Source organism: Aquabacterium sp. A3 (assembly GCF_038069945.1).
Taxonomy (GTDB): Bacteria; Pseudomonadota; Gammaproteobacteria; order Burkholderiales; family Burkholderiaceae_C; genus Aquabacterium.
Window position 1 is genome coordinate 200,718 of record NZ_JBBPEV010000001.1, and the last position, 12,260, is coordinate 212,977.

Genomic DNA, 12,260 nt, shown 5'->3' on the forward strand with positions numbered 1-12,260 from the left:
CCTCACGCTGCAGGCCTGGCGCCACTGAGCCGCCAGGCCATGACCAGCAACAACACGGCTTTGCACCAATACAGCACGGCCGACATGCCATGTAACACCCCGAATGAGAGGGCGGTGTCATGGCCTGATCGGGCCGCCTGAATCATCGGATGCAGCACATGCTGCCCGAAGATGGTCAAAAACAACACGGCCAGCACCATCAGCAGCGTGGCCGACATCGCTGACTGGAGTTGCCCGGCATCCACCGCGTCGCGCACTCTGCGGCGCTCCAGGACGAACATCAGCAGGCACATGCCCAGGCTGACATGGGCTTCCAAGGCAAAAATGCGCCCGGCGCCAGTGCCCGCCACGGAACGCTCCAGCACCGAGAACAAGGCGGGCGCAGCCAAACCGCCCAGCGCCAGCACCACGCCAGCCCACAGGCCGGCCAGCCAGCCTTGAGTCTGCGCCATGCGTGCTGGAGACGACATCGCTGGCACCTCAGACGTATCGAACCGCGATCACTTCGTAATTGCGCGTGCCACCAGGCGCCTGGAAGGTGGCCACGTCGCCCGCCTCTTTCCCGATCAGCGCCCGCGCGATCGGCGAGTTGATGGACAGCAGGCCTTTTTTGATGTCGGCTTCATCCTCACCGACGATCTGGTAAGTGACGGCCTCGCCGCTGTCTTCATCTTCCAGATCGACGGTGGCCCCGAACACCACGCGACCGCCCGCATTCAGTGATGAGGGGTCGATGATCTGGGCCGCCGACAACTTGCCTTCAATTTCCATGATGCGGCCTTCGATGAAGCCCTGCTTGTCCTTGGCGGCGTCGTATTCGGCGTTCTCGGACAGGTCACCCTGCGCGCGGGCCTCTGCGATGGCGTTGACCACCGCAGGACGCTCCACATGCTTGAGCCGATGCAATTCTTCCTTGAGTATCTCGGCGCCACGCTTGGTAAGAGGAATGGTCGACATGGATTTGTCTCGCTAAAAAGTTCTCGTGAATGGACGAGAGCCGCGCCCGGTGAGCCGTCTGTGCAGACGGTGGCCGGGTGCGGCCCTCTGGTTCGCAGCAGCGGAGGGCTTGGGCACTCCGCTCATTGAGTCGAAGTTTAGTGCAGTTTGGCGTGCAGTTCCTGCACCGAGTACACCGCCAGGTCATCCTGGTGCTTGAGCGCCTCCACGGCGGCCTCGCAGCCGGCCATGGTGGTGTAGTAGGTGACACGGTTGGCCAGCGCGGCTTGCCGGATGCTGCGCGAGTCGGCAATCGCGGTGCGGGTTTCGTCCACGGTGGTGAACACCAATTGGATCTCACCAGCCTTGATCGCGTCCGCGATGTGTGGGCGGCCGTCCTTCACCTTGTTCACCGGTTTGACCGGCACGCCCGCAGCCGCGATGGCGGCTGCCGTGCCCTTGGTGGCCACGACGGTGAAGCCGAGCGCCACCATGTCACGAGCCACATCCACCGCACGGGCCTTGTCGCCATCCTTGACCGAAATGCAGACCGTGCCGGCATCGGGCAGGCGCGAACCGGCACCGAGCTGAGACTTCAGCATGGCCTCACCGAACGTGGCACCCACGCCCATGACTTCGCCGGTCGAACGCATTTCAGGGCCGAGGACGGGGTCCACACCCGGGAACTTGTTGAACGGGAAGACGGCTTCCTTGACGGTGAAGTAAGGCGGCACGACTTCGCGCGGGGCCTTGCCATCGGGCGACTTCTGGGTGGCCAGCTTCTGACCAGCCATGCAGCGCGCAGCGATCTTGGCCAGGGGCTGACCCGTGGCCTTCGACACGTAGGGCACGGTGCGCGAGGCACGGGGGTTCACTTCCAGCACGTAGACCGTGGCGTCGTTCAGACCCTTGGTCACGTCGCCCTGGATGGCAAACTGCACGTTCATCAGGCCCACCACGTTCAGAGCCTTGGCCATCAGCGCGGTCTGGCGACGCAGCTCGTCTTGCAACTCGGCGCTGAGCGTGTACGGAGGCAGCGAACAGGCCGAGTCACCGGAGTGAACACCGGCTTGTTCGATGTGCTCCATGATGCCGCCGATCATCGTGGCTTCGCCATCGGCGATGCAGTCCACGTCGACTTCGACAGCGTCGTTCAGGAAGCGGTCGAGCAGCACGGGCGACTTCTCGGAGACGCGCACGGCTTCGCGCATGTAGCGCTCGAGGTCCTTGTCGCCGTGGACGATTTCCATGGCGCGGCCACCCAGCACATACGAGGGGCGCACCACCAACGGGTAGCCGATCTCGTTGGCCAGCTTGATGGCGTCTTCTTCGTTGCGGGCCGTGCGGTTGGGCGGCTGCTTCAAGCCCAGCTTGTGCAGCAGGGCCTGGAAGCGTTCGCGGTCTTCGGCGATGTCGATGCTGTCAGGCGTGGTACCGATGATGGGCACGCCGTTGGCTTCCAGATCCAGCGCGAGCTTGAGCGGGGTCTGACCACCGTACTGCACAATCACGCCGACCGGCTTTTCCTTGTCGACGATTTCCAGCACGTCTTCCAGCGTCACGGGCTCGAAGTACAGGCGGTCGGAGGTGTCGTAGTCGGTCGAGACGGTCTCGGGGTTGCAGTTGACCATGATGGTCTCGTAGCCGTCTTCGCGCATGGCGAGCGCGGCGTGCACGCAGCAGTAGTCGAACTCGATGCCCTGACCGATGCGGTTCGGGCCACCGCCCAGCACCATGATCTTCTTCTTGGTCGTCGGCTCGGCCTCGCATTCGCCGCCTTCGTTCTCGTAGCACGAGTACATGTAGGCGGTTTGCGTGGCGAACTCGGCGGCGCAGGTGTCCACGCGCTTGTAGACCGGGCGCACGCCCAGGGCGTGACGGGCCTTGCGCACAGCATGCTGGTCGGTGCCCATCAGCTTGGCCAGGCGGCGGTCCGAGAAGCCCTTTTTCTTCAGATAACGCAACTCGGCCGCGGTCAGCGTCTCCAGCTTGCGGGCCTTGATGTCGCCTTCGGTCTTGATGATGTCTTCGATCTGGGCCAGGAACCAGGGGTCGATGCTGGTTTCTTCAAAGACCTCGTCCAGGCTCATGCCAATGCGGAAGGCATCGCCCAGGAAGCGGATGCGCTCGGGACCGGGCTCGCCAATCTCCTGGATGATTTCTTCGCGGTCGGTGCTGATCTCGGTCAGGCCGTCAATGCCGGTTTCCAGGCCGCGCAGGGCCTTCTGGAAGGACTCCTGGAAGGTGCGGCCCATGGCCATCACCTCGCCCACCGACTTCATCTGCGTGGTCAGGCGGGAGTCGGCAGCCGGGAACTTCTCAAAAGCGAAACGAGGGATCTTGGTGACGACGTAGTCGATCGAGGGCTCGAACGAGGCCGGAGTCGCACCGCCGGTGATGTCGTTCTTGAGCTCATCCAGCGTGTAGCCCACGGACAGCTTGGCTGCGATCTTGGCGATCGGGAAGCCGGTGGCCTTCGACGCCAGGGCCGAAGAGCGCGACACACGGGGGTTCATCTCGATCACGATCATGCGGCCGTTGTCCGGGTTGATCGAGAACTGCACGTTCGAGCCGCCGGTCTCCACGCCGATTTCGCGCAGGATGGCGATCGAGGCGTTGCGCAGCAGCTGGTATTCGCGGTCGGTCAGGGTTTGAGCCGGGGCCACGGTGATCGAGTCACCGGTGTGGATGCCCATCGGGTCGAGGTTTTCGATCGAGCACACAATGATGCAGTTGTCCGCCTTGTCGCGGACCACTTCCATTTCGTACTCTTTCCAGCCGATGAGCGACTCTTCGATCAGCAGCTCCTTGGTCGGCGACAGGTCCAGGCCGCGCTTGCAGATCTCTTCAAATTCTTCGGGGTTGTAGGCGATGCCGCCGCCCGTGCCGCCCAGCGTGAAGCTGGGACGGATCACCATGGGGAAGCCCGCGCCACCGATTTCGGCGGTGATGCGCTTTTGCACCGCCCAGGCCTCTTCCATCGAATGGGCAATGCCCGACTTCGCGGAGTCCAGACCGATGGAGGTCATGGCCTCCTTGAACTTCTGGCGGTCTTCAGCCTTCTCGATCGCGTGCTCGTTGGCCCCGATCATCTCGACCTTGTACTTGTCCAGCACACCATGCTTGTGCAGGTCGAGCGCGCAGTTCAGCGCGGTCTGACCGCCCATGGTGGGCAGGATCGCGTCAGGGCGCTCCTTGGCGATGATGCGCTCAACCACCTGCCAGGTGATGGGCTCGATGTAGGTGACGTCCGCCGTGCTCGGGTCGGTCATGATGGTCGCAGGGTTGCTGTTGACCAGGATGACCTTGTAACCCTCTTCGCGCAGAGCCTTGCAGGCCTGGGCGCCGGAGTAGTCGAATTCACAGGCCTGGCCGATGATGATCGGGCCGGCGCCAATGATGAGGATGCTCTTGATGTCGGTGCGCTTAGGCATTCTTCTTCTCCATCAATGCCACGAAGCGGTCGAACAGGTAGCTGATGTCATGCGGTCCGGGCGATGCTTCCGGGTGGCCCTGGAAGCAGAAGGCGGGTTTGTCAGTGCGGGCCAGGCCTTGCAGCGTGCCGTCGAACAGCGACACGTGCGTGGCGCGCAGGTTGGCGGGCAGCGTCTTGGCATCGACCGCGAAACCGTGGTTCTGGCTGGTGATGCTCACGCGGCCGTTGTCCAGGTCTTTCACGGGGTGGTTGCCGCCGTGGTGGCCGAAGGGCATCTTGTAGGTCTTGGCGCCAGAGGCCAGGGCCATGATCTGGTGGCCCAGGCAAATGCCGAAGGTCGGGATGCCGGTTTCGATCAGCTCCTTGGCGGCAGCGATGGCGTAGTCGCAAGGCTCCGGGTCCCCGGGGCCGTTGGACAGGAAGATGCCATCCGGGTTGTGCTTGAGCACTTCGGCCGCCGGCGTCTTGGCGGGCACCACGGTGACCTTGCAGCCGCGCTCGGCCAGCATGCGCAGGATGTTGCGCTTGACGCCGAAGTCATAAGCCACCACGTGGAACCTGGGCGACGTCTGCTTGCCGAAGCCAGGCTTGCCGCCCAGTTGGGGATGGGCCAGCTTCCACTCGGTTTCGTCCCACACGGTGACGTCAGCGCGGGTGACGACCTGGGCCAGGTCCTGGCCGGCCATGCTGGGCGCGCCTTGAGCCTTGGTCACCGCGTCAGCAATGACGGACTCGGTCACGGCCTCGCCGGCCGCCAGGGCCACGATGCAACCGTTTTGCGCACCCTTGGTCCTCAGGATGCGGGTGAGCTTGCGGGTGTCGATGTTGGCGATGCCGACCGTGCCTTCGTCCTGCAGGTACTGAGACAGGGTGCGGGCCTGACGGAAGTTGGACGTGCGGATGGGCAGATCCTTGATGATCAGACCAGCGGCATGGATCTTCGAGGCCTCGATGTCTTCACCGTTGACGCCGTAGTTGCCGATGTGCGGATACGTCAGGGTGACGATCTGCCGGCAGTAGCTCGGGTCGGTGAGGATTTCCTGGTACCCGGTGATGGAGGTGTTGAACACCACTTCACCGACGGTATGACCGGCTGCGCCGATCGAGGTGCCTACGAAGACCGTGCCGTCTGCAAGGGCCAGAAGAGCTTGGGGCAGAACGGGCAGCACGGGTTAATTCTCCGTTTGTTGTGCGCGCCCAGCTGGCCCTGTACGACTGGCGCCCTCGCTTTCACGGCGGGCGCACACGGGCGTGACAGATCGAGTCCGGTTCAGGAAACGGTCGGGTTTCGCTAGGCGGGGGGTTGTTGCGGGTAAACCTTAGGATTATAACTGAAGCTTGACACCCTGGTTTGTCTGCGCAAAGGTCGGGCGGCTCGTCGCGAAGTTGCACCACAATGAGACATTGCCTGACGAACCGACCTGAAAGGACCTGCCATGAAAGGCGACCCCACCGTCATCCAGCACCTGAATGCTCAACTCAAGAACGAGTTGACGGCCACCAACCAGTACTTCTTGCATTACCGCATGCTGAAACACTGGGGGTTCGACAAGCTGGCAAAGAAGGAATATGAGGAGTCGATTGGTGAAATGAAACACGCCGATCGCCTCATGGAGCGGATCTTCACCTTGGACGGGCTGCCCAACTTGCAGGATCTCGGCAAGCTGATGATCGGGGAGTCGGTGCCCGAGATTCTGGCCTGTGACCTGAAGCTGGAAACGGGGGCTCAAGGCACCATCAAGGATGGGATCGCCTACTGCGAGTCGGTTCGGGACTACGTCTCTCGCGATCTGCTGCAAGACATCCTGGACGATACCGAAGAGCACATCGACTTCCTTGAAACCCAGATCGAGTTGATCGGCAAGGTCGGGGAGCAAAACTACCTGCAGTCCATCATGGGGTCGCCGGCGTCCTGAGGAGGACGCACGACCTGCGATAGACCTGCTCGGATCAGGGGCACCCAGATGGGTGTTGCATGCGAATCATTCCTATTCGATAATGCGGCATCTGCTTTCGGAGCCCCGAAATGATCGTTTGTGTGTGCCACCGCGTATCGGACAAGGACATTGCCCGCCATGTGCAACATGGCTGCACCTCATTCGAGAGCCTTCAGGCCGACACCGGCGTGGCCACCTGTTGCGGTTGTTGCGAGTCGTGCGCGCGTGAGGCGTTTGACGATGCACGGCACCATCAACGTGCCGCGTCTCAGCCGATTCAATGGATGACGCAGATGCCCATGGCGGCTTGAGCGCCACCGCCACCCTTGGTTTTGGAGCCCCTCAAGCTCCGCAGACTCCGGCCGATACCTCTGAACAAGCCCGCCACACGGGCAGATTGTTCGAGAGGTTGACATGGCCCGATTCTTTTCACCCCATGATGCGCCCCGTGACGCCCGGGACACGCCCCTGAGCGATGCCGCGCTGGACCACCTCCCCTCTGACTTTCGACGGCAAGGAGCGGCGCCTCCGGCGCTGTTCTGGCGCTCGCAGCCCCGGTGGCAGCGATGGTTGAGCGCTGCCTGGCGTTGGTTGTGGGACCTGGATGAGCCGGAGTTGAGTGACGTTCAGCCGACGCCTTTGAACCGGGTGCGCGCAGAATTTCGCAATGCGCTGTGGGATCTTCAATCGGCCCGGGCCGACCAGGTGCGTGAACAGATCGAACGGGCTCGATCACTGCGTGAGCTTTGGCACCTGCGCGCAGATGTGTTCAAGGCCATCGCCGTGCACCGAGGCCAGATCGAAGCACAGTTGCGCATCGATCACCTGGACGACCACTTTCCAGTGCGTTCGTTCAAGCATGGCAACACTCGTCACGCCCATGTGACGACCTGGTGAGCCCCGCACCACGCGAAAGCTTCTGTGACGATGCACAATGGCAGGTCAAACGCGACCTGCCATGAACATCATCATTCTGGACGACTATCAGGACGCCGTCCGCAAGCTGCCTTGTGCTGCCAAGCTGGACGGCTTGTCGGCGAAAGTCTTCACCAACACGGTGAAAGGCACTGGCCAGTTGGCGGTGCGCCTGCGCGACGCCGAAGCCTTGGTTCTGATCCGCGAGCGAACCCACTTCAACAAGGCGCTTCTCGAAAAGCTGCCCAAGCTCAGGCTGATCAGCCAGACGGGCCCGGTGGGGCAGCACATCGACTTGGAGGCCTGTACCAGGTTGGGCATCGCCGTGGCCGAAGGTCCAGGAGATCCGGTGGCCACCGCTGAGCTCACCTGGGCGCTGGTGATGGCGTCGATGCGTCGACTGCCTCAGTACATCGGCAATCTGAAGCATGGCGCCTGGCAGCAATCCGGCCTCAAGTCAGCCTCGATGCCCACCAACTTCAGCTTGGGCTTGACCCTGCAGGGCAAGACGCTGGGCGTGTGGGGCTACGGACGGGTTGGTCAACGCGTGGCGGCTTATGGCAAGGCATTCGGCATGCACGTGGTGATCTGGGGCAGCGAATCTTCGCGTGCTCAGGCGGTCAACGACGGCCACATTGCCGCACCTTCCCGTGAGAGCTTCTTTGCCGCTGCGGATGTGTTGAGCCTGCACCTGAGGCTGTCGGAGGCCACGCGCGGCGTCGTCAAACCGGATGATCTGGCCCGAATGAAACCCACGGCCTTGCTGGTCAATACATCCAGGGCCGAGCTCATCGAAGAAGGTGCACTGGTGGCCGGGCTCAACCGCGGCCGCCCTGGCATGGCTGCGGTGGACGTTTTCGAAAGTGAGCCCATTCTGCAAGGGCACCCGCTGCTGCGACTGGAAAATGCCGTGTGCACGCCGCACATCGGGTTTGTGGAGCTGAACAACTACGATGCCATGTTCAATGCGGCGTTCGACAACCTGCTCAACTACATGGCCGGTTGTCCGACCCACATCGTGAACCCTGAGGCCTTGAAGGTGCAGCGTTGACACCTCTGCTGGATCAACGTGGAAGCTGAGCGAGTCCTGAGCCGCGAGGGCATGCGCGCCACCTCCTGGGCACTTCTGGCCGGCAACTTCATGATCGGCTGTGGTGTCATGGTGGTGGGGGGCACCATGAACGACCTGACGGCCGCCCTGTCGATATCGGTGGCCAAAGCCGGCGAGCTGCTGGCCATTGCCGCGGTGATGATGGGCGTGGGTGCTCCGGTGCTGGCCACCCTGGTGGCCCGCATGGATCGGCGTCGGCTGTTGGCGCTGGCCATGCTGTGGTATGCGCTGGGCCACGCCCTGAGCGCCATGGCCCCCTCGTACGATTGGCTGTGGCCCATCCGTGCCCTGACGGTTTTGTCGGCCGCCGTGTTCACGCCGCAGGCCGCCGCCACCATCGGCTTCATGAGCACCCCTGCCCATCGCGGCCGCCACATCACCTTCGTGTTCATGGGGTGGTCCATGGCATCGGTGGCGGGCATGCCCTTGGCCGCCTGGGTGGGCGAGCGCATGGGCTGGCGGGTGGCCATGCTGCTCGTGGCCCTGGGCTCTCTGTCGGCCGCCTGGCTGGTCTGGAAAACGGTGCCCAAGGGGCTGCACCCCCCTGCCCTGTCGTGGCGGTCGTGGGGCAAGGTGTTTCGATCGCCCCTGCTGGTGGCCTTGATCGCGGTCACCGCGTGTCAAAGCGCCGGCCAGTTCAGTCTGCTGGCTTACGCAGCGCCTTACTACAAGCAGGTTTTTGGTGCCTCGCCCGAACAGATCAGCTTGATGTTTGCCTGGTTTGGCAGCCTCGCCTTGCTGGGCAATGTGATCCTCAACCGGGTGGTGGATGGCATGGGCGCCGCCAAGGCGGTGACCATCACCTTGGCATTGATGTCGGTCAGCCTGGCCTTGTGGCCACTGGCGGGCACCCTGCCCATGTTGGCGCTGGTGCTGGTGCCCTGGGCAATCAGCGGCTTTGCCACCAACTCAGGTCAGCAAGCGCGACTGGGTGGCCTGTCGCCCCGATTGGCCCCTGCCCTCATGGCGTTGAATACATCGGCCATTTACCTGGGGCACGCCGTTGGCGCCTCTGGCGGGAGCTGGGTGTTGACACACCACCACTACACCGATCTTCACTGGCTGTCGCTGGCCTGGATGGCCGTGGCCCTCTGTCTGAGCTTTTGGGCCATGAACGTTCAGGCCAGGCTGGGCGCCGCCAGACGCTGACGGCGGGCCTCATACAGGCACACACCGCTGGCCACCGACACATTCAGGCTTTCCACGGCCCCCATCATGGGAATGCTCAGCAGTTCGTCACAGTGCTTGCGGGTGAGCTGACGCATGCCGGCCCCTTCGGCGCCCAGCACCAGGGCTGTGGGCACCTTGAAGTCGGCCTCAAACAGGGTGCGAGGCGCGTCGTCAGAGGTGCCGCGAACCCAGATGTCTCGCTCTTTGAGTTCGCCCAAAGTGCGTGCCAGGTTGGTCACCATGAAGTAAGGCATGGTTTCGGCGGCACCGCTGGCCACCTTCGCCACGGTGGCGTTGATGCCCACCGCATGGTCTTTGGGTGCAATGACGGCGTGTGCGCCTGCGCCATCGGCCACCCGCAGGCAGGCACCCAGGTTATGAGGGTCGGTCACGCCATCCAGCACGAGCAACAACGGCGCCTCGGACAGGCCGTCCAGCAAATCGTCCAGTGAATGGGCCTGAGGCAAGGACTCAACACGGGCCACGATGCCCTGATGACGGTGGTTGCCGCACAACTTGCTGAGCCGATCGTCATCGCTGGCGATGATGTTGACGCCAGCTTCTTCGGCGCGGATGAGAAACTGCTTCATCCGCTGGTCTCGGCGCGTGGCGTCGATGTGGAGTTCGCGGATGGACTGCGGCGCAACCTTGAGGCGCACGGTGACGGCATGAAAGCCGAACAAGGGTTTGAGGCTCATGGCCGGCATCCTAACCGCTCAAGCGCCCGCCCTGGATTCTGACGGTGCGCTCACAACGCGCAGCGATCTGCGGATCATGGGTCACCAGGATCAGCGTGGTCTTGCTTTCTCGGTTGAGCTCGAACATCAGGTCCATGACCGACTGCCCGGTGGCATGGTCCAGGCTGCCGGTGGGCTCGTCGGCCATGAGGATGTCGGGGCCGACGACGAACGCACGCGCCAGCGCCACGCGCTGCTGCTCGCCACCCGACAACAGCATGGGCTTGTGGTTGACGCGCTCCGCCAGGCCCACACGCCCCAGCATGTGCATGGCTTTGTGTCGGGCTTGGCGGTCTCCTCTCAACTCCAGCGGCAGCATGACGTTCTCCAGCGCAGACAGGTGTCCGATCAGCTGAAAGCTCTGGAATACAAAGCCGACATGCCGCGCACGATGCGCTGCGCGTTCGTCTTCTCCCATGTTGAAGAGGGATTGACCGCACAGCGACACATCACCGGCCGAAGGGGTATCGAGGCCAGCCAGGATCGACAGCAAGGTGCTCTTGCCTGACCCTGAAGCCCCTACGATGGCCAAGGTTTCCGCCTGCCCCACTTGAAGATCGACCTCATGCAGAATGGTCAGAGGGCCACCGCTGTCGGTGACCACCTTGCTGATGCCCTGAACATCCAGGGCCAATGCCCTCGTCGAGTTGGAGGCAGATGTGCGTGGATGGCCTGTAGCAAAAGAGTGGCTCGTCATGAGATCCAACTTGATGAAAGGCAGTGGTTGACCATGCACTTTAAGCGACGGCGGGCCGCCCTGAAGGCCTGGGGGATTAGCGCATTGCTGGCGGTGGCGCCCGCCATTGGCGCCCAAGGCGTGACCGATCCTGCCCATCGCGCCGAGCGCGCCGACTTTCGGGTGCTGGTGCTGGGCGACAGCCTGTCTGCCGAGTACGGCATCGCGCGTGGCACGGGCTGGGTGGCATTGCTGGCGCAGCGCCTGCGCAGCCGGGGTCACTCGGCGCTGGTGGTCAATGGCAGCATCAGTGGCGAGACCACCGCAGGGGGCCGTACGCGACTGCCCGGGTTGTTGCAGGCGCACCGTCCTACCCATGTGATCATCGAGTTGGGCGGCAACGACGCCTTGCGGGGTTGGTCGCTGCAAACCACCCAGGCCAATCTGGTGGCCATGGTGAAGGCTGCCCAATCGGCGGGTGCCCAGGTCTTGTTGGTGGGCATGCAACTGCCGCCCAACTACGGGCGCCGATACGCCCAGGACTTTGCCCGTACATTCGAGCAGGCCGCTCAGCGCACAGGGGCTGACTTGGTGCCGTTCCTGCTGAAAGGGGTGGCCGATCGCGCAGATGCGCGCGAGTGGTTTCAGGCAGACGGCATTCACCCTCTGGCCAAGGCCCACCCGGTGATGCTGGACAACGTGTGGCCAGCCCTTGATGCTCAGTTGAAGACCCGCACCAGATAGCGCGGTTCAGTCGTCCTTGCGCAAGCCGGTGAGGTTGCCCATCAAGGTTTCGGCCTGCTTGCTCATCTGCTCTTGCATTTGCACGAACAATTTCTGCGACTGCTCAAGGTAGTTGCCCATGAGGTTTTGCATGGGGTTTTGCTGGAGGTTCTTGACCGAGTTTTCAGTCAAGCGCGACTGAAGATCGATGAAGGCCTGGATGTTCTTGTCCAGGTAATTGCCCATCATGCCTTGCATGGTGTGACCATAGAAGCGAATGATCTGGGCCAGTGACTGGGTGGAGAACATGGGCATGCCCGCGGTTTCTTCCTCCAGGATGATCTGCAACAGGATGCTGCGCGTGAGGTCTTCGCCAGTCTTGGCGTCCAGCACGATGAAGGGCTCACAGCTCATCACCAGCTCTTTGACCTCGGTCAGCGTGATGTAGCTGCTGGTGCGGGTGTCGTAAAGACGCCGGTTGGGGTATTTCTTGATGACCCGCTGCGTTGCATCGGTGGCTGGGGTTTCCGGGGCCGCTTCATCAGCACCACCAGTTTGTTGGCGGCTGCCACTTCTGCTTGCTTTGCTCATGTCGCGCTCCGGTACGTTGATCTGCTGA

13 protein-coding genes are annotated in these 12,260 nt (G+C 62.9%); 6 read left to right on the top strand and 7 right to left on the bottom strand.

Translation table 11 applies throughout. From position 1 onward, the window contains the following. Positions 1-2: 2 nt before the first annotated feature. The 4 genes from WNB94_RS00840 to carA form a co-directional block, all read right to left on the bottom strand. Entirely contained in the window at positions 3-470 is a 468-nt protein-coding gene (locus tag WNB94_RS00840; protein WP_341387735.1) for a DUF4149 domain-containing protein, read from the bottom strand. Positions 471-480: 10 nt separating this feature from the next. Beyond that, the gene (gene greA, locus WNB94_RS00845; RefSeq protein WP_341387736.1) at positions 481-957 is read right to left on the bottom strand and encodes a transcription elongation factor GreA; all 477 of its coding nucleotides are present in this window, start codon (positions 955-957) and stop codon (positions 481-483) included. A 137-nt stretch (positions 958-1,094) separates the two neighbouring features. Next, a complete protein-coding gene (gene carB / locus WNB94_RS00850) occupies positions 1,095-4,370 on the bottom strand; it encodes a carbamoyl-phosphate synthase large subunit (protein ID WP_341387737.1) in 3,276 nt (1,091 codons plus the stop codon). Then, on the bottom strand, positions 4,363-5,541 hold the full coding sequence (carA, locus tag WNB94_RS00855) for a glutamine-hydrolyzing carbamoyl-phosphate synthase small subunit (protein WP_341387738.1): 1,179 nt from the start codon (positions 5,539-5,541) through the stop codon (positions 4,363-4,365). The genes carB and carA overlap by 8 nt, the downstream gene beginning before the upstream one ends. A 267-nt stretch (positions 5,542-5,808) precedes the next feature. On the opposite strand from carA, the gene bfr reads away from it, so the two are divergent. The 5 genes from bfr (at position 5,809) to WNB94_RS00880 (ending at position 9,484) form a co-directional block, all read left to right on the top strand. Further along, entirely contained in the window at positions 5,809-6,288 is a 480-nt protein-coding gene (gene bfr, locus WNB94_RS00860) for a bacterioferritin (RefSeq protein ID WP_341387740.1), read from the top strand. A 110-nt stretch (positions 6,289-6,398) separates the two neighbouring features. After that, entirely contained in the window at positions 6,399-6,620 is a 222-nt protein-coding gene (locus tag WNB94_RS00865; protein ID WP_341387741.1) for a (2Fe-2S)-binding protein, read from the top strand. Between the two features lie 103 nt (positions 6,621-6,723). Continuing rightward, on the top strand, positions 6,724-7,206 hold the full coding sequence (locus WNB94_RS00870; RefSeq protein WP_341387742.1) for a hypothetical protein: 483 nt from the start codon (positions 6,724-6,726) through the stop codon (positions 7,204-7,206). A gap of 61 nt (positions 7,207-7,267) precedes the next feature. Then, on the top strand, positions 7,268-8,275 hold the full coding sequence (locus tag WNB94_RS00875) for a D-2-hydroxyacid dehydrogenase family protein (protein ID WP_341387744.1): 1,008 nt from the start codon (positions 7,268-7,270) through the stop codon (positions 8,273-8,275). A 51-nt stretch (positions 8,276-8,326) separates the two neighbouring features. Continuing rightward, positions 8,327-9,484 carry an MFS transporter gene (locus WNB94_RS00880; RefSeq protein WP_341387745.1) on the top strand — a complete coding sequence of 386 codons (1,158 nt, stop codon included), beginning with the start codon at positions 8,327-8,329 and terminating at the stop codon, positions 9,482-9,484. Here WNB94_RS00880 and rlmB read toward each other — a convergent pair. Both rlmB and WNB94_RS00890 read right to left on the bottom strand, forming a co-directional pair. Next, complete coding sequence (gene rlmB / locus WNB94_RS00885; RefSeq protein ID WP_341387746.1) at positions 9,454-10,203, bottom strand: 23S rRNA (guanosine(2251)-2'-O)-methyltransferase RlmB; 750 nt, start codon at positions 10,201-10,203, stop codon at positions 9,454-9,456. The two genes, WNB94_RS00880 and rlmB, sit on opposite strands and share 31 nt — an antisense overlap. A gap of 10 nt (positions 10,204-10,213) precedes the next feature. Beyond that, positions 10,214-10,939, bottom strand: a complete 726-nt coding sequence (locus WNB94_RS00890) for an ABC transporter ATP-binding protein (RefSeq protein WP_341387748.1) — start codon at positions 10,937-10,939, stop codon at positions 10,214-10,216. Between the two features lie 33 nt (positions 10,940-10,972). Between WNB94_RS00890 and WNB94_RS00895 the strand changes: the two genes are divergently transcribed. Then, the gene (locus tag WNB94_RS00895) at positions 10,973-11,662 is read left to right on the top strand and encodes an arylesterase (RefSeq protein ID WP_341387750.1); all 690 of its coding nucleotides are present in this window, start codon (positions 10,973-10,975) and stop codon (positions 11,660-11,662) included. Between the two features lie 6 nt (positions 11,663-11,668). Here the strand turns inward: WNB94_RS00895 and phaR are convergent, their stop codons facing one another. After that, complete coding sequence (gene phaR / locus WNB94_RS00900) at positions 11,669-12,232, bottom strand: polyhydroxyalkanoate synthesis repressor PhaR (RefSeq protein WP_341387752.1); 564 nt, start codon at positions 12,230-12,232, stop codon at positions 11,669-11,671. Positions 12,233-12,260: the final 28 nt, after the last annotated feature.

What these genes read in the sequence shown, in the direction of transcription:
- WNB94_RS00840 (WP_341387735.1), bottom strand. Translation starts at nt 470, where the DNA reads ATGTCGTCTCCAGCACGCATGGCGCAGACTCAAGGCTGGCTGGCCGGC.
- greA (WP_341387736.1), bottom strand. Translation starts at nt 957, where the DNA reads ATGTCGACCATTCCTCTTACCAAGCGTGGCGCCGAGATACTCAAGGAA.
- carB (WP_341387737.1), bottom strand. Translation starts at nt 4,370, where the DNA reads ATGCCTAAGCGCACCGACATCAAGAGCATCCTCATCATTGGCGCCGGC.
- bfr (WP_341387740.1), top strand. Translation starts at nt 5,809, where the DNA reads ATGAAAGGCGACCCCACCGTCATCCAGCACCTGAATGCTCAACTCAAG.
- WNB94_RS00865 (WP_341387741.1), top strand. Translation starts at nt 6,399, where the DNA reads ATGATCGTTTGTGTGTGCCACCGCGTATCGGACAAGGACATTGCCCGC.
- WNB94_RS00870 (WP_341387742.1), top strand. Translation starts at nt 6,724, where the DNA reads ATGGCCCGATTCTTTTCACCCCATGATGCGCCCCGTGACGCCCGGGAC.
- WNB94_RS00875 (WP_341387744.1), top strand. Translation starts at nt 7,268, where the DNA reads ATGAACATCATCATTCTGGACGACTATCAGGACGCCGTCCGCAAGCTG.
- WNB94_RS00880 (WP_341387745.1), top strand. Translation starts at nt 8,327, where the DNA reads ATGCGCGCCACCTCCTGGGCACTTCTGGCCGGCAACTTCATGATCGGC.
- rlmB (WP_341387746.1), bottom strand. Translation starts at nt 10,203, where the DNA reads ATGAGCCTCAAACCCTTGTTCGGCTTTCATGCCGTCACCGTGCGCCTC.
- WNB94_RS00890 (WP_341387748.1), bottom strand. Translation starts at nt 10,939, where the DNA reads ATGACGAGCCACTCTTTTGCTACAGGCCATCCACGCACATCTGCCTCC.
- WNB94_RS00895 (WP_341387750.1), top strand. Translation starts at nt 10,973, where the DNA reads ATGCACTTTAAGCGACGGCGGGCCGCCCTGAAGGCCTGGGGGATTAGC.
- phaR (WP_341387752.1), bottom strand. Translation starts at nt 12,232, where the DNA reads ATGAGCAAAGCAAGCAGAAGTGGCAGCCGCCAACAAACTGGTGGTGCT.